The following is a 15,174-nucleotide window of genomic DNA, read 5'->3' on the forward strand; positions in this document are numbered from 1 at the left end:
GTCAGACCCGGGGCTGCGGGGAAGATTCCTGTTTGCCGTGGGCATAGTTGGACGGACCAGTCCGGCGGAAGTCTTCCCGAAAATGGGTGGGTTCAGGACCGTTTTCGCCTGCAACGACATCGGCAAGATAGGCACCTACGATCTTGTCGACTTGCTTCTGTGCATCCAGAAGACGCAGCTGAGCGTGCGCTTCGTCGGTGATCAGTTCGGCCTCGCGCAGATCGCGCGACCAACGGTCATCGGCGGTCAGATAGATCACGTCGCCTTCCAGCAGGTCATTTGCGGTAACGACTTTGGGGGTGAAAGCGCGGGCCATCAGGCAAGCTCCTTGTTGAATTCGGTGACGGCTTTGGCCGCGTCGCGCGGGGCCAGGCCATAGAATGTGAGTGCAGGACCGTCGAGGCCGGCAGCGGCGAGGTCTGCAGACAGTTGATCCAGCGTCGTGGCGACAACGCGCTGATCAGGTCGCGAGGCGTTTTCGACCAACGTGACCGGCGTGGCGCGATCGGCGCCGTGCATGATCAGGCGTCCTTGAATGAAGCGCGCGGATTTCTTGCCCATGTAGATGGCTGCAACAGACCCCGGTCGGGCCAGCGCAGCCCAGTCGTGATCGGCAAAGCCCTGCATGTCGTGCCCGGTCAGAAACCGGACCGAGGAGTTTCGGCCGCGTCGGGTCAAGCTTTGGCCAATTCCGGCCACCGCCGCCGAGGCAGCCGTAATGCCGGGAACGATCGTCCACGGGATACCGGCTGCGTCCAGTGCATCGATCTCTTCGTCCAGCCGGCCGAAAAGGGTCGCGTCACCGGATTTGAGGCGAACGACCCGTTGTCCCTTGAGCGCGTAGTCAACCAGCAATGCGTTGATGTCATCCTGCTTCCAGGACGGACCAAAGCCGGCCTTGCCCACGTCGACCAGCCGGGCGTTCTGGCCGGCCAGTTGCAAAACCTCTGGGCTGATCAGGCGATCATGCAAAACAACCTCGGCCCGCTGGAATGCGGACAGGGCCTTGAGAGTCAGCAATTCAGGATCACCGGGTCCCGCGCCGACGAAGTCGACCTGTCCCGTTTGTCCTTTTGTCTGCGTGGCCTTCATTGGGTAGCCCTGGCTGTTGTTTGACTTGGCCCTCAATATAGGAAATATTCCCGACCAGATGCCATATTGCCGAATAAATAAGGACAAGCGTTCTGAATTTCGCGGCAGGCGGAACAAGGGTTTTCATTCGGAAGGAAAATTGGAATGTCGGTTCGAATAGACGACACGGATCGGAAAATTCTGGCCGAGCTGCAGCGAGACGCCAGTCAATCGCTGGACGAAATCGCGGCCAAAGTGGGCAGTTCAAAGACACCCGTTTGGAATCGGATCCGCAAGATGAAAGGGGCCGGAATCATCGGTCAGCAGACCGTTCTGCTGGACGCAGAGGCGCTGGGTTTCGAGGCGACGTTCTTTGTTCTGATCCGAACCTCCGAGCATGAGGCGGATTGGCAACGCAAGTTCCTGCAGGCCCTGCGTGATCGTCCCGAAGTTCAAGAAGCGCACCGCCTGGCTGGCGACATCGACTACATTCTGAAAGTTCGGGTCAGGAACGCACGGGCCTACGATGCTTTTTACCAGGCACTGATCTCAGAAGTGCGCGTGCACAACGTCACCGCGCTGTTGTCGATGGAAGAAATCAAGTCGACCACCATGCTGCCCCTGAACGCCCTGGCCGACACCTGATCGGCGCTCAGGTTTGGACCATTAGTCGTGTCAGCCCGTGGAAGTGGTAGGTGTTCGCATATACCGGAGATTCGGCCAGTCGCAGGCCTGGACAGCGGTCAAAAAGAACCGGCAGAGCGATCCGCATTTCCAGCCGAGCCAGCGGGGCGCCGACGCAGAAATGCAAACCACCGCCAAAGCTCGCGTTGGCCTGAATGCTGCGGGTCGGGTCGAATTTGTCCGGGTCGGTCCAGACGTCCGGGTCACGGTTGGCGGCCCCAAGCATCAACGCCACCTGATCGCCGCGGGCAAACTGATTGCCAAAAACCTCGACGTCCTCATAGGCATAGCGCGTGAACATATGCAGCGGCGGGTCGAAGCGCAGGATCTCCTCGACCGTCATGTCGATTGTGTCCGGGCTCAGGGCATCAGGCGTGGTTCCGGACTCCAAAAGTGTTTTGACGCCGTTGCCCAGCGAATGAACGGTTGCCTCATGGCCGGCGTTCAACAATAGGATGCAGGTAGCGATCAACTCGTCGCGTGACAGTTTCTCGCCGTCTTCCTCTGCCGTGATCAAACGGGTGATCAGATCATCTTTCGGTTCGGATCGGCGGTGAGAGACGTAGTCGTTCAGAAATGCCGAGAACTCGGCGGCGGCCTGTGCTGCCTGATCTTCGGTCTCGCGGGCGCGACTGGCCTGATACATGGCGACCATGGCGTGGGACCACTGCAACAACTGCGGTGCCATGCTTTCGGGTACACCCAGCAACCGGCAGATCGTGATCACAGGAACCTGCGTGCAATAGGCATCCAGAGTGTCGAATGGAGCATCGGGGAACGCGTCGATCAGGTTGTGACACAGCCTTTCGATGTCCGGTGCGAGCGCTCCGATAGCCCGCGAGGTAAAGGCGCGCAGAACCAGAGCGCGAAGGCGGGTATGGCGCGGAGGTTCGGCTTCGAGTAGCGAATGCGCTTCGACCGTCAGCCACGGCGCAAGGTGATCGGGGCCTTTTGTGGCCATCTCTGGCGGTATTTCACGTCCGAAACGCCGATCGCGCAAGAGGGTCTGGACCGCCGCGTGAGACATCGCCGCGGGCATGTCGTAGTCCTGCCAGTACACCAAGTCACCGTGATCGCGCGCTGCCCGGTAGAAAGGGTAGGTGTTTTGAACAAATTCGGGCTCGGTCGGAGATTGGTGCACGGTCTTCATGCGGCGCAGACTTGCCATGCGGCGCTGTGAATGCAAGACCCTGTTTCATGCAAAGAGTTTGGGTCACGATTGGTTTCCTGTTCGCGGTCGCGCTGTTGTCGGCGGCCGTCTGGTCTTATGGGTACCGGCAGGCGCTCTCTCAGCTTAGCGAGAAAGCCGAGGCCGATCTGGAGTTGGCGTCGGATCGTCTGAGCACTCAGTTGCAGGTCTATCAGGAACTTGCGGTGCTGATGGCCGAGCACCCGACGCTGCGGGCGTTGGACACCGGCGACCGGCGACGGGCGGCGCAGGCGCTTCTGCTGGAGGTCGCGGACAAGACCTCGGCTGTGGATGTTCTTTATGCGGACAAGACCGGGCGCGTTCTGGCCGCTGCGCGGGACGTGGTGAATGGCAACATGGCCGACCAGCCCGCGTTTCAACGCGCGCTACACGGCGCTCTTGGCAGCTCGCACGGGGTTTTGCGCGACACTGGAAACCGGATCTATTCCTATGCGGCGCCTGCGTTTTCCGAAGATGGTCAGGTAACCGGAGCCCTGATGGTCATCGCGGATGTCGAAGACGTTGAAAGCACGTGGCGCGGCAGTACCGAGGCGGTGTTTTTTGTGGATCGTTCTGGCTCGGTCTTCATTTCCAACCGGTCCGAACTGCTGTTTTGGCAACGTCCGCCGGGGCAGATCGGCTTGCAGCCGGCTGATGGCAAGCCGGGCGCGTTTTCGTCTACACGCATGGGCCCGCACGAACTATGGTCGATCGGCTGGAGCCCGTACCTGCCGGATCGCGCCCTGCACTTGACCCGCGATCTGCCGGTGATCGGAATGACAGGCGAAGTCTTGATGGATGTGACGCCGGCACGACGTCTGGCCGGACTGCAGGCCGCCGCAGTCGCAGCGATCTGCCTTGCCTTTGGCGCGTTGCTGTTTCTGGCCACCGAACGGCGGCGCACTCTGGCCGAAGCCAATGCGGTGCTGGAGAGCCGGGTGGCACAGCGGACCCGCGCCTTGACGGCCGCAAACGTGGCTCTGCGCCGCGAGGTGGCCGAGCGGCAAGAGGCCGAAGCGGCGTTGAAACGCGCGCAGGACGATCTGGTACAGGCGGGCAAGCTGAGCGCGCTGGGGAAAATGTCGGCGGGCATCAGCCACGAATTGAATCAGCCGCTGATGGCCATCCGGCAATACGCCGACAACGGCACGGCCTTTCTGGCGCAGGGCAAGCCCGAAAAGGCCCGCGAAAACCTGGGGCGAATCTCGGACATGGCTGCCCGTATGGCACGCATTATCAAGAACTTGCGCGCTTTTGCCCGCAATGAGAGCGAGCCGATGGGCAAGGTCGATCTGGTTCAGGTGCTCAATACGGCCGTCGAACTGACTGACGGTCGGTTGCGCTCGGACGGGGTCACGTTGATCTGGCAGCCGCCCAATGCACCTGTCTTTGCCTGGGGTGGAGAGGTGCGGCTGGTGCAGGTCTTCGTCAATCTGATCACCAATGCCGCCGACGCGATGACAGGTCGCGAAACCCGAAGCCTGACGATCACGCTGACCCGTGGCGAGCGGTTGATGGTCGCGGTGCGCGATACCGGCCCGGGCATTCAGGATCCCGATCGCGTTTTTGAGCCATTCTATACGACCAAAACCGTTGGCTCATCCGAGGGAATGGGCCTTGGCCTTTCGATCTCATACGGTCTGGTCCAGAGTTTCGGAGGAGAGATACGCGGCGCGAACATGCCCGACGGAGCAGAATTCACCGTCGAGTTGGAACCATTTGAGAAGGAAGCCGCGGCATGATCCGAACGGTTCTATTGGTCGATGATGACGCCGCCGTGCGCGAGGCGCTGGCCCAGACTCTGGAACTTGCGGACTATTCCGTAATTCCCGCTGGATCGTTTGTGGCTGCCAAAGACCATATCCGGGAAGATTTCCCAGGTGTGATTGTCTCGGATATTCGGATGCCGGGACGGGATGGGTTTCATCTTCTGTCCTATGCCCGCGAGGTCGACTCGGAGTTGCCGGTCGTTCTGCTGACCGGCGAAGGCGACATACCGATGGCGGTGCAGGCTATGGGGCAGGGCGCGTTCGACTTTCTTGAGAAGCCCTGCGCCGCCGCCGATCTGCTTGCGGTTCTGAGCCGTGCATTTGCCGCGCGCAGTCAGGTATTGGACCACCGGGCAGCCAAGCGCGAACTGGAGAAGGGCGATCCTGCGGCCCGCTTGTTGTTCGGTTTGTCACCGCAGGCTGATGCCTTGCGGAACAGGGTGCGCAGCGTTGCCCCAACTCAGGCCGAAGTTCTGGTCACCGGACCGCCCGGCAGCGGCATTTCGAAAGTCGCCGAAGTCATCCATTTGATGTCACCCCGCGCGCAGGGGCCGTTCGTCAAGCGCCCGGCGTCAGGTCTGGGAGCGGATGCCCTGCAGGCGATATGCAAGGATGCGGCAGCCGGATCGTTGTTTCTGGATGAAGTCTCGGCCATGCCCGAGTCGACGCAATATGCGGCCCTGGAGATGATCGAAAACGGGCCCGGGGTCCGCATCATCGCCGGAACAACCGCGGATCTGGCCGAGATGGCGGCCGAGGGTCGGTTCAACGCAGATTTGTTCTATCGGTTGGACGTGATGCGGGTGCGCGTACCGTCTTTGGCCGAACGTCCCGAGGACATCCCGGTGATCTTTCGCCACTACGTCGCCCAAGCGGCCGAACAGGCCGGGATCGCGGTACCGGATGTCTCCTCCGAGCACTTGGCGTCATTGATGGCGCGGGACTGGCCCGGCAACGCGCGTTCGCTGATGTCGGCTGCGATGCGTTTTGTTCTGGGGATGCCCGAGGATGTTGCCGCCGCCGCCGATCTTGGGCTGAACGAACAGATGGCGCGCGTTGAGCGCTCGTTGCTGATTGCGGCCTTGGGTCGTCACAACGGAAGGGCTTCGGACGCGGCCAAGTCCCTGAAACTGCCGCGTAAGACGTTCTACGACAAATTGGCCCGCTACGGCATACGCCCTGAAGACTATCGGCGCTGACGCGGAACGATTCGCCCGATGATTCGATGTATGTGCGGTTTTTCGCACAGTGGCGCATTTGGGTGTGTGGTTTCCCGCACAAATGTCTGCGATAACAAAATACTCATTGCGGATGCTCTATTTAAGATATTGAAAAGAATTTAGAAAATCTGCCTGCAACCAGCCGTTCTCGAATTGTTGAACGGTGACCGTCGATTCGTTTCACTCTTGCGCATCCGGCATCCCCATGGATGTCAAAGGAAGTCTCTATGGAAGTCTGGGAGGAAAAGACAGATGAAATTCCTGGCAACAGCCGCCACCGCGCTTGCGCTTTCCGTTACCGCAACAGCGGGCTTCGCTGCCTGCGACGATGGCGAGATCGTCGTCAAGTTCGCGCATGTGACGAACACCGACAAACACCCCAAGGGCATCGCCGCATCGCTGCTCGAGCAGCGCGTGAACGACGAGATGAACGGCGTCATGTGCATGGAGGTCTATCCGAACTCGACCTTGTACAACGACGACAAGGTGCTCGAGGCGATGCTGCAGGGCGACGTGCAACTGGCCGCCCCGTCGCTGTCGAAGTTCGAGAAGTTCACCAAGCAGTTCCGTCTGTTCGACCTGCCGTTCATGTTCAAAAACATCGACGCGGTTGATGCGTTCCAGGCCTCGGCGGATGGCCAGGCCATGAAAGACAGCATGCAGCGCCGCGGCCTGCAGGGTCTGGCGTTCTGGCACAACGGCATGAAGCAGATGTCGGCGAACAAACCGCTGATCGATCCTTCGGACGCCAACGGCCTTAAATTCCGCGTTCAGTCTTCGGACGTGCTGGTTGCGCAAATGGAAGCCATCGGCGGAAGCCCGCAGAAAATGGCCTTCTCGGAAGTCTATGGTGCTCTGCAGCAGGGCGTTGTGGACGGTCAGGAGAACACTTGGTCGAACATCTACGGCAAGAAGTTCTTCGAAGTGCAGGATGGCACCACCGAAACCAACCACGGCATCATCGACTATCTGGTCGTGACTTCGGTCGACTGGCTGGACAGCCTCGATCCGGAAGTGCGCGAGCAGTTCCTGACGATCCTGGCCGAGGTGACCGAAGAGCGCAACAAAGAGGCGTTTGCCGTCAACGAAAAGGCCAAGCAGGCCATCATCGACGCGGGCGGCTCGATCCGCGAGCTGACACCCGAGCAGCGTCAGGCTTGGGTTGATGCGATGAAGCCGGTTTGGGACAAGTTCTCCGGTGACGTTGGTCAGGACAAGATCGACGCCGCTCAGGCGATCAACGCCGGGTTCTGATCCGACACGCAGGTGTGCTCCGACGGTCGCAAGCCCGCCGGAGCACATACCAAGCGGGCCCAATCGCGCCCGCCACCTCGATAAATCAACAAAAATGGGGACAGAAAGATGTCTGGTGCGAAAACCGGCCCCGGTGGGCTGGTCGACCGAATCGAAGAAACCCTGATCGCGTTGCTTCTTGGCCTGATGACGGCCGTGACCTTTGCCAACGTGATTGCGCGTTTCGTCTTCAACTCCAACATCCTTTGGGCGCTAGAGCTGACCGTATTCACCTTCGGATGGCTGGTATTGCTGGGGGCGTCCTACGCCGTCAAGAAACACGCGCATCTGGGTGTTGATGCCATCCTGAACATGCTGCCACCGGCACCGCGCAGGGTATTGGCACTGATCGCGGTGGGGTGCTGCCTCGTATTCTCTCTGCTGCTGTTGAAGGGGTCCTACGACTACTGGGCGGTCTTTGCCGACCTGCCTCCGACCTCTGGACGCTGGTTCCCCACGGGCTTTGATTTCGACGCTCGTAGTCAGAGCTTCTACGAGGTGGACGACATCCCCATGGTCGCGCCGCTTCGGTTCCTCGAAGACCTCATCAACTATGGCGAGTACTACGAGAAGCTGCCCAAGGTCGTGCCGTATTTCGTTCTGCCGCTGTCGATGTTGCTGCTGGTGATCCGCTTTGCCCAGGCAGGGCTGCAGATCCTGCGCGGTGAGGCCGACCGTATTGTCGCAAGCCACGAGGTTGAGGACGAGATCGAAGAAGTCCGGGCCCTTCAGGGAGAACACGACTGATGGATGTAGTACTACTTTTTGCCATGGTCGTGGGCCTGCTGTTGATCGGCGTTCCGATCGCAGTTGCCCTTGGGCTGAGCTCGACCCTGTTTCTGCTGATCTACTCGGACAGCTCGCTGGCTTCGGTTGCCGGGACCCTGTTCGAGGCGTTCGAGGGCCACTTTACCCTGCTGGCCATCCCGTTCTTTATCCTTGCATCGTCCTTCATGACGACCGGAGGGGTGGCGCGCCGGATCATTCGGTTCTCGATCGCTTGCGTTGGTCACCTGCCTGGCGGTCTGGCAATCGCGGGCGTGTTCGCATGTATGCTGTTCGCCGCGCTGTCAGGATCGTCTCCGGCCACCGTTGTTGCGATCGGTTCGATCGTGATCGCCGGTATGCGTCAGGTCGGCTATTCCAAGGAATTCGCAGCGGGCGTCATCTGTAACGCCGGTACGCTGGGTATCCTGATCCCGCCGTCGATCGTCATGGTTGTCTACGCGGCCGCGGTCGAAGTCTCGGTCGGCAGGATGTTCCTGGCCGGTGTCATTCCGGGTCTCATGGCCGGGTTCATGCTGATGGTCACAATCTATGTGATGGCCAAGGTCAAGAACCTGCCGAAAGGTGATTGGAAAGGCTGGGGCGAGATATTTGCGTCGGCACGCGAGGCCGGTTGGGGTCTGTTCCTGATCGTCATCATCCTTGGCGGCATCTATGGCGGTATCTTCACACCGACCGAAGCGGCGGCGGTCGCGGCTGTATACGCCTTCTTCATCGCCAGCTTCGTCTACAAGGACATGGGGCCACTCAGCACCCAGGATGGTGAGCAAAACCTCTCGCTTGTGAAAAAGCCGCTGGCGCTGATCACGGCCTTTTTCCACCCCGACACCAAACATACGCTGTTTGAGGCCGGCAAGCTGACGGTCACCCTGCTTTTCGTCATCGCCAACGCGCTGATCCTCAAGCATGTTCTGACCGATGAGCAGGTGCCGCAACACATTGCCGGCGCAATGCTGTCGGCGGGTCTGGGGCCGATCACTTTCCTGATCGTGGTCAACGTAATCCTTCTGATCGGCGGTCAGTTCATGGAGCCCTCGGGCCTGCTGGTCATCGTGGCGCCGCTGGTGTTTCCGATTGCCATCGAACTGGGCATCGACCCGATCCATCTGGGCATCATCATGGTGGTGAACATGGAAATCGGGATGATCACGCCTCCGGTCGGTCTGAACCTGTTCGTTACGTCGGGCGTCGCGGGAATGCCGATGATGGCCGTCGTGCGCGCAGCACTGCCGTTCCTGGCCGTTCTGTTCGTCTTCCTGATCATGATCACGTACATCCCGTGGCTGTCGACGGTGTTGCCAAACACCTTCATGGGCCCCGAGATCATTACGAACTAGACCGTCGCAATCGATCCGAACCGGGTAACCGGTTCGGGTCACTTTTTGCGCGGTCGGCCGGCATCTGCCAGGCCGCCTCGCTGGATGGCCGGGCTTGAACTCACCATCGGTTCTTCCCACATAGTGAACGAGGACGACCTCCCCACCATGGGTGATCATTCGGGACGACCCGAAGTTGATAGAGGTGTCCCCGATGTCCTGGATCTTTCTTCTTTTTGCCGGTTTGCTGGAAATCGTCTGGGCAGTTGCCATGAAGCAGTCTGCTGGATTCACGCGGCTCTGGCCGACCGTTGTCATGGGAGGCGCAATGGTCGGTTCGTTCGGTTTGCTGGCCCTGGCCATGCGCTCCTTGCCACTGGGAACCGCCTACGTGCTGTGGACGGGTATTGGCGCGGTCGGTGCGTTCCTGGTTGGTGTGATGTTTTTGGGCGAGGCACTGACCCCGCTGCGTGTCATCGCAGCGACACTGATCGTGTCCGGCATGGTCGCAATGAAACTTGCGTGACCGGCCCGTTGTTGACGCAGGCACCCGCGGTGGGCAGGCTGGAACCACCCTGATCACCGCAACCAACGAGTGCCGAAACATGCTGACCGATGATGACAAGCGCCTGATGCGCGTTGCCTACCAAGAAGCCAAAGCCGGTTTCGATGAGGGCGGTTGCCCGATCGGATCTGTACTGGCTCGGAACGGCACGATCATCTCGCAGGGCCGAAACCAAAGGGTTCAGCAGGGGGATCCGATCGCCCATGGCGAGATGGATGCACTGCGCAAGGCAGGCCGGCAGAAGACGTACCGAGATACCGTTCTGTATACCACCCTGTCTCCGTGCATGATGTGCGCCGGAACGATCGTTCAGTTCGGCATCCCACGCGTGGTCATCGGTGACACGGAAAACTTCGACGGCAACGAAGACTTCCTGCGCGATCATGGGGTCGAGGTTGTTTTGGCCGAAGACCCGGACTGCATTGCCCTGATGTGCAGGTTCGTGACCGAACAGCCTGAGCTTTGGGCCGAGGACATCGCGGACTGAGTGTGCGTGGACCGGTCAGGCCTGTTCCAGCGCTGAAATGATGCCCGAGAAATCGCGTGCCTTCAGGCTTGCACCGCCGACCAGCGCGCCGTCCACGTTTGACACTCCGAAAATCTCCGCCGCGTTGTCCGGCTTGACCGAACCGCCATAGAGCAAACGAACCGACCGGCCGACACCTTCGCCAAATCGCCGTTCAAGTCTGGCGCGAATGAAATCGTGGACTTCTCCGATTTCTTCCAAGGTGGGAACCTTGCCGGTGCCGATGGCCCAGATCGGTTCATAAGCCACGACGAGGTTCTCTCCGGTAGCAAGATCCGGGATCGATCCGGACAACTGTCCGCCAATGATATCGAGCGTATTGGCCGCTTCGCGCTGTTCAAGGCTTTCGCCGACGCAGATGATTGCGGTCAGGCCCGCGTTCATGGCTGCCCGGGCCTTGGCGCGGATATCGTCGTCTTTCTCGCCGTGGTCTTCTCGCCGTTCCGAATGCCCGACGATTACGCTGGTCGCGCCGGCGTCTTTCAGCATCTCGGCGCTCAGATCACCCGTATGGGCGCCCGAAACTTCGGCGTGGCAATCCTGTCCGCCGATGGCGACGCCCGAGCCTTGCACGGCTTGTGCGGCCCGGTGGATCAAAGTTGCCGGAGGGCAGATCAGAATATCGACTGTCGGAGAAGGGTGCGTCGCAGTCAGCGTGTCCAACTCGGAAAGAGCAGCCCCGGTTCCGTTCATTTTCCAGTTTCCGGCTGCCAGTCTGCGTCGCATAGCGGGGTCTCCGTGATCTTTCGTGCGTTTCTATCCAGTTAGCACCCGGATCAAGGTCTGACAATTGCGCTTGGGTGGCCGCGCGCTGGCGAGTCGCGCGACGGATCGATCTGGGTGGACTCAACCAGACGGCGCCGGCGGCAGTTCACCTGCCCACAAACGTTGCAGGCTTTAGGTGACTCAGCGCTGTTCGGCCAGGTTTTCGTCGAACTTGATCGACTCGCCGCAGCCACAGGCATCGACGACATTGGGATTCTTGAACTTGAACCCGGATTCCAGCAGCGAGACCTCGTAGTCGATCTCGGTTCCGAACAGAAACATCTGAGCCATCGGAGCGATCATGACCCGCGCCCCATCCTGTTCAACCACTTCGTCATGCGGATCCGGCTGATCGACATACTCCATGGTATATTCCATACCGGCGCAGCCACCTTTCTTGACGCCAATCCGCAGACCGGCATGGCCGCCCGACGTCATCAGGCGGAGGATCTGCTCTGCAGCTTTGGGCGTCATCGTCACGGCCTGTTTGCCGGGAATGCCGAACATCGTCGTCTCCATTTTCGCGCGTTATACCTAATCTAAGGCCCCGAGGGCCCGGGCTCAAGAGAGCGCAGAGCCACAAGTTTGCTCATCGCCGGTTTTGACCGTACCGTACGGGCAGAGGGCAGGGTTTGCCGATGAGATCGAATTGACAGCAGAACAAGGTGGGTTTCGATGATGTTGCGGATTTCAAATAAGATTGGCTTGTGCCGGCAGGTTGCGTTTCTGGCTCTTCTGGTGGCCGGCAGTGCCGTTCATGCAGCGGGCGATAACAAGCGGCACCCGGTGAATTGCTCGACCGCCGAAGGCGACCTGCGTGCAATTGCGGCGGAAAAGAAACACGCCGAGGATCAGCAGGCGGAAAGTGTGGTCGCGATCACGCCGGCCGGGGCGCTGCTTGGATTGATCTCTGGAACAGAACAGAAGCGGTTGCAGATGCTGTCGGGTGACTATGTCAAGAAGCTGGACGACCGCGCCGCCGAGATCAAAGCACAGTGCAACGTGAAGTGAGTGCACCTCAGCGAGTAAAATAGGGCCGCTCTCGGGCAAGAGCGGCCCAGTATTGCGGAGCCTCGGCAGGGGGGGCGGTAGACGCTCCAACGTGGTCGCCATTGACTGCTGGGGCGATATTTGAGTTGCCGAGTTCCTCTGACGGGTCCGACTGCGAAGCCCGCGTTGTACTTGTTACGCAGCAACGTAACGGTTCGACGACCGATCCGTGACAGCTGGGTTTCAGGTTTGTGACGTTTCCCGCGCGCTCAGCGCGGCAGGCGCTTACATAAAGCCAAGTTCCAGCCGGGCTTCGTCGGACATCATCTCCATTCCCCAGGGTGGTTCCCAGGTCAGTTCGACATCCACCTCCTTAACCCCGGCAACGGGCTCGATGGCCTCGACGATCCAGCCTGGCATATCACCGGCCACCGGGCAGCCCGGAGCGGTCAGGGTCATGATGACTTTGACTGCGTTGTCGCTGCTGATGTCGATCGTGTAGATCAGTCCAAGGTCATAGATATTGACCGGAATTTCAGGGTCATAGACAGTCCTGCAGGCCTCGACCACGGATTCGTACAGAGGGTGCTCAACGGTCGAAGGCGCAATCAGGGGCGTGCCTTCAAGCTGTTCGCTGGGGTGGGTCATGAATGCCTCGGGTTGTTACCTGAGCAATTATATAGGGAAAGCTAAAGGCAGCGTCCAGAGGGGGTAGGGCGCCCCGCTACAGGGCGCCGCACCGGTCAGTCGTTGATATCATGGTCAAACGTCCTGACTTGCCCATGTGGCAGCGCGAACATGCGCCGCAGAACTAGCCATGCGATCAACGACAAGGTGGCGAAGATCAAAAGCAGGACGGGCAGGTTCGGGGCCAAGCCGGGGATGACCAGAAGGATTCCGGTGATAGCCGCGCCGATAGCGAAGCCAAGGAAGATGAAACCTGGCAAGGCCACTTCCAGAATGCCCAGCGCCAGTGCGGCTGCCAGCCATACCCACCACGTCAGCCAGAACGGATCTGCCATCATTTGCCTCCCTTGAGCATTTTGAAGGCGTCGCCAAACGCTTCGAGCGCATTTGCGGGCACAACAATCGTCTGGCTGCCTCCGCTTTTGCCCATCGCATTCAATGCCTCAACTTGTTTCAGCGCAACTTGATATTGGGCGGCTTCGATCCCGTTGTCCTGGATGGCCTTTGCGACGACGCCGGTTGCGTAGGCTTCCGCGTCCGCCTGCACGCGGCGCGCCTTGGCGGCTTGTTCCGCCGCATACAGCTCGGCGTCGGCCTGCAGTTCGACCGCGCGTTTCTGGCCCTCGGCTTCGGTCACCTGCGCGCGACGGGCGCGTTCGGCATTCAACTGCTGCAGCATGGCGTCGCGGGTCGCCTGATCCAGGTTTACGTCCAGAATTTCGGCGCGGGTTACCTCGATCCCCCAGTCGTCAACCGCGGTTTCGACGCTTTCTTGAATGCGTTCAATCAGTTGCGCGCGATTTGACTGAACCTCGTCCAGGTCCATTTTGCCGATTTCGGCCCGCACGATACCAGCGACGGTCGTTGCGATGGCGCCGTCGACGTCCCGAATGCGGTAGACGGTCTTTTCAGGCTCGAGGATGCGGTAGAAGACCGAAGTATCGATCTGCACCAACACGTTGTCTTTGGTGATCGCGTCCTGCGTCGCATTGGGCAGCTGACGTTCCAGGATGGATATCTTGTGGCGCGCAACGTCCAGAAAAGGAACGATAAAGTTGATCCCGGGGCCCAGCACAGAGTGGAGGCGTCCGAACCGTTCGACCACGTATTTCTCGGATTGTGGAACGATCTTGATACCCTTGAGGATGATGACGACGACCAAGGCCGCCCCAAGCAGGTAGATGATGTTCGATGATAGCAGTCCGATGATCTGGTCTTCGGTCATTTCTGTCCTCATTTTTTGTGTACAATGGTATACACTTGGGGATTGAAGGGCTGAATTTCAACTCAGCTATGAAATGAACCGAACAGGATATCCATGCAAGGTAATTGGGACAAAGCACGGAGATTTCGGGTTGTGGCTGCTTTGCATCCGCCGTTGATTGCGCTATCGGGGCGAAATGAAACTGATTATAGACACAGACCCCGGCATCGACGATGCCATGGCGATCGCCTACGCCGCCGCCGCTCCGGAAATTGACCTTATTGGCCTGACTACGGTCTTTGGCAATACGCATGTCCAGCAGTCCAGCCGGAACGCGCGGTTTCTGGCTCACAAGCTTGGGTTGGACATACCTGTTGCGCAGGGCGCAGCGTTTCCATGGGAAGCTGATGCGCACACGCCCTCTCGGCACGTGCATGGGGATGAGGGTTTTGGCGATGTAACCGATGTGCCCGAGATCGGCGCGAACCACGACCTGAGCGCAGCCGAGTTTCTGGTCGAGATGGCCCGGCGCTACAAGAAGGACCTAACGGTGTGCGCGGTTGGGCCGCTGACCAACATTGCCAATGCGATGCGTCTGGATCCGGATTTCGCTCAGAGCATAGGCCAGTTGGTCATTATGGGCGGTGCAGTCTTCTGTCCTGGCAACATCACCGATCACGCCGAGGCGAATATCTATCACGATGCGAAAGCCGCAGACGAGGTGTTCGCTCAGCCCGCTCCGACGGTTCTGGTCGGCCTGGATGTGACCTTGAAAACGCTCTATCGCGCGGCTGATTTCGGGGAACTGGCGCGACGCGCGCCTGAAATCGGTGGATTTCTGAACGATATCTCTCAGTTCTATCTGAATTTCTACCGCGATGTTGCCGGGTTGGATGGCTGCGGTCTGCATGACTCGACCGCAGTCATCGCTTGTTCTCACCGTGCGATGTTCAAAATTCAAGAAACAGGTTTGAAAGTGGTAACCGAAGGGCCCGAGGTTGGGGCAACCCGGCCGGACCCGTCTCGCCCACCGTTGCAGGTGTGCTGTGACGTCGTCGGTCAGCAGGTGGTGGACCTGTTCACGCAAAGGGTTGCCAGCTTGCCCTGAC

General features: G+C 59.8%; 17 protein-coding genes and 1 pseudogene. 10 read left to right on the plus strand and 8 right to left on the minus strand.

The genetic code is table 11. The features are described 5' to 3' along the window. Position 1: 1 nt before the first annotated feature. Complete coding sequence (locus ACR0EF_RS04945) at positions 2 to 316, minus strand: DUF2849 domain-containing protein (RefSeq protein ID WP_093961929.1); 315 nt, start codon at positions 314 to 316, stop codon at positions 2 to 4. Then, positions 316 to 1,062 (minus strand): annotated as a pseudogene (gene cobA / locus ACR0EF_RS04950) (uroporphyrinogen-III C-methyltransferase); the annotation flags it as partial. The gene ACR0EF_RS04945 and the pseudogene cobA, both read right to left, overlap by 1 nt. Positions 1,063 to 1,236: 174 nt before the next feature. Between cobA and ACR0EF_RS04955 the strand changes: the two are divergent. Then, positions 1,237 to 1,716: an Lrp/AsnC family transcriptional regulator gene (locus ACR0EF_RS04955; protein WP_093961931.1), complete on the plus strand. Its 480-nt coding sequence runs from the start codon at positions 1,237 to 1,239 to the stop codon at positions 1,714 to 1,716. Between the two features lie 7 nt (positions 1,717 to 1,723). Here the strand turns inward: ACR0EF_RS04955 and ACR0EF_RS04960 are convergent, their stop codons facing one another. Continuing rightward, positions 1,724 to 2,905 carry a cytochrome P450 gene (locus ACR0EF_RS04960; protein WP_170371939.1) on the minus strand — a complete coding sequence of 394 codons (1,182 nt, stop codon included), beginning with the start codon at positions 2,903 to 2,905 and terminating at the stop codon, positions 1,724 to 1,726. A gap of 47 nt (positions 2,906 to 2,952) precedes the next feature. Here ACR0EF_RS04960 and ACR0EF_RS04965 point away from each other — a divergent pair, with 47 nt between their 5' ends. The 7 genes from ACR0EF_RS04965 (at position 2,953) to ACR0EF_RS04995 (ending at position 10,380) form a co-directional block, all read left to right on the plus strand. Continuing rightward, positions 2,953 to 4,686, plus strand: coding sequence for a sensor histidine kinase (locus tag ACR0EF_RS04965; RefSeq protein ID WP_170371148.1), 1,734 nt, complete (start codon positions 2,953 to 2,955; stop codon positions 4,684 to 4,686). Beyond that, a complete protein-coding gene (locus ACR0EF_RS04970) occupies positions 4,683 to 5,912 on the plus strand; it encodes a sigma-54-dependent transcriptional regulator (protein WP_170339397.1) in 1,230 nt (409 codons plus the stop codon). The genes ACR0EF_RS04965 and ACR0EF_RS04970 overlap by 4 nt, the downstream gene beginning before the upstream one ends. A 273-nt stretch (positions 5,913 to 6,185) precedes the next feature. Beyond that, complete coding sequence (locus tag ACR0EF_RS04975; RefSeq protein ID WP_170357656.1) at positions 6,186 to 7,187, plus strand: DctP family TRAP transporter solute-binding subunit; 1,002 nt, start codon at positions 6,186 to 6,188, stop codon at positions 7,185 to 7,187. 108 nt (positions 7,188 to 7,295) lie between these two features. Next, positions 7,296 to 7,973, plus strand: coding sequence for a TRAP transporter small permease (locus ACR0EF_RS04980; RefSeq protein ID WP_170338826.1), 678 nt, complete (start codon positions 7,296 to 7,298; stop codon positions 7,971 to 7,973). After that, on the plus strand, positions 7,973 to 9,349 hold the full coding sequence (locus tag ACR0EF_RS04985; RefSeq protein ID WP_170338824.1) for a TRAP transporter large permease: 1,377 nt from the start codon (positions 7,973 to 7,975) through the stop codon (positions 9,347 to 9,349). Before ACR0EF_RS04980 ends, ACR0EF_RS04985 begins: the two co-directional genes overlap by 1 nt. Before the next feature lie 193 nt (positions 9,350 to 9,542). Further along, on the plus strand, positions 9,543 to 9,854 hold the full coding sequence (locus ACR0EF_RS04990) for a DMT family transporter (protein WP_170357657.1): 312 nt from the start codon (positions 9,543 to 9,545) through the stop codon (positions 9,852 to 9,854). Continuing rightward, on the plus strand, positions 9,847 to 10,380 hold the full coding sequence (locus tag ACR0EF_RS04995) for a nucleoside deaminase (protein ID WP_254438842.1): 534 nt from the start codon (positions 9,847 to 9,849) through the stop codon (positions 10,378 to 10,380). The genes ACR0EF_RS04990 and ACR0EF_RS04995 overlap by 8 nt, the downstream gene beginning before the upstream one ends. 15 nt (positions 10,381 to 10,395) lie before the next feature. On the opposite strand, the gene tpiA is transcribed toward ACR0EF_RS04995, so the two are convergent. Beyond that, complete coding sequence (gene tpiA, locus ACR0EF_RS05000) at positions 10,396 to 11,145, minus strand: triose-phosphate isomerase (RefSeq protein ID WP_170338818.1); 750 nt, start codon at positions 11,143 to 11,145, stop codon at positions 10,396 to 10,398. 180 nt (positions 11,146 to 11,325) lie between these two features. Next, the gene (locus ACR0EF_RS05005) at positions 11,326 to 11,691 is read right to left on the minus strand and encodes a HesB/IscA family protein (RefSeq protein WP_170338817.1); all 366 of its coding nucleotides are present in this window, start codon (positions 11,689 to 11,691) and stop codon (positions 11,326 to 11,328) included. A gap of 171 nt (positions 11,692 to 11,862) precedes the next feature. On the opposite strand from ACR0EF_RS05005, the gene ACR0EF_RS05010 reads away from it, so the two are divergent. Then, positions 11,863 to 12,195, plus strand: coding sequence for a hypothetical protein (locus ACR0EF_RS05010; RefSeq protein ID WP_170371146.1), 333 nt, complete (start codon positions 11,863 to 11,865; stop codon positions 12,193 to 12,195). A 264-nt stretch (positions 12,196 to 12,459) separates the two neighbouring features. On the opposite strand, the gene ACR0EF_RS05015 is transcribed toward ACR0EF_RS05010, so the two are convergent. From ACR0EF_RS05015 to ACR0EF_RS05025, 3 genes are all read right to left on the minus strand, one after another. After that, positions 12,460 to 12,822 (minus strand): SUF system Fe-S cluster assembly protein, encoded by a 363-nt coding sequence (locus tag ACR0EF_RS05015; RefSeq protein ID WP_170339389.1) that lies wholly within the window; start codon positions 12,820 to 12,822, stop codon positions 12,460 to 12,462. A 95-nt stretch (positions 12,823 to 12,917) separates the two neighbouring features. Then, positions 12,918 to 13,196: an NfeD family protein gene (locus tag ACR0EF_RS05020; protein ID WP_093962948.1), complete on the minus strand. Its 279-nt coding sequence runs from the start codon at positions 13,194 to 13,196 to the stop codon at positions 12,918 to 12,920. Next, entirely contained in the window at positions 13,196 to 14,086 is an 891-nt protein-coding gene (locus tag ACR0EF_RS05025) for an SPFH domain-containing protein (RefSeq protein ID WP_170338815.1), read from the minus strand. The genes ACR0EF_RS05020 and ACR0EF_RS05025 overlap by 1 nt, the downstream gene beginning before the upstream one ends. Before the next feature lie 175 nt (positions 14,087 to 14,261). On the opposite strand from ACR0EF_RS05025, the gene ACR0EF_RS05030 reads away from it, so the two are divergent. Then, positions 14,262 to 15,173 (plus strand): nucleoside hydrolase, encoded by a 912-nt coding sequence (locus ACR0EF_RS05030; RefSeq protein ID WP_170371145.1) that lies wholly within the window; start codon positions 14,262 to 14,264, stop codon positions 15,171 to 15,173. The last annotated feature ends 1 nt before the right edge of the window (position 15,174 follow it).

It is taken from the genome of Ruegeria sp. CG8 (assembly GCF_056537165.1).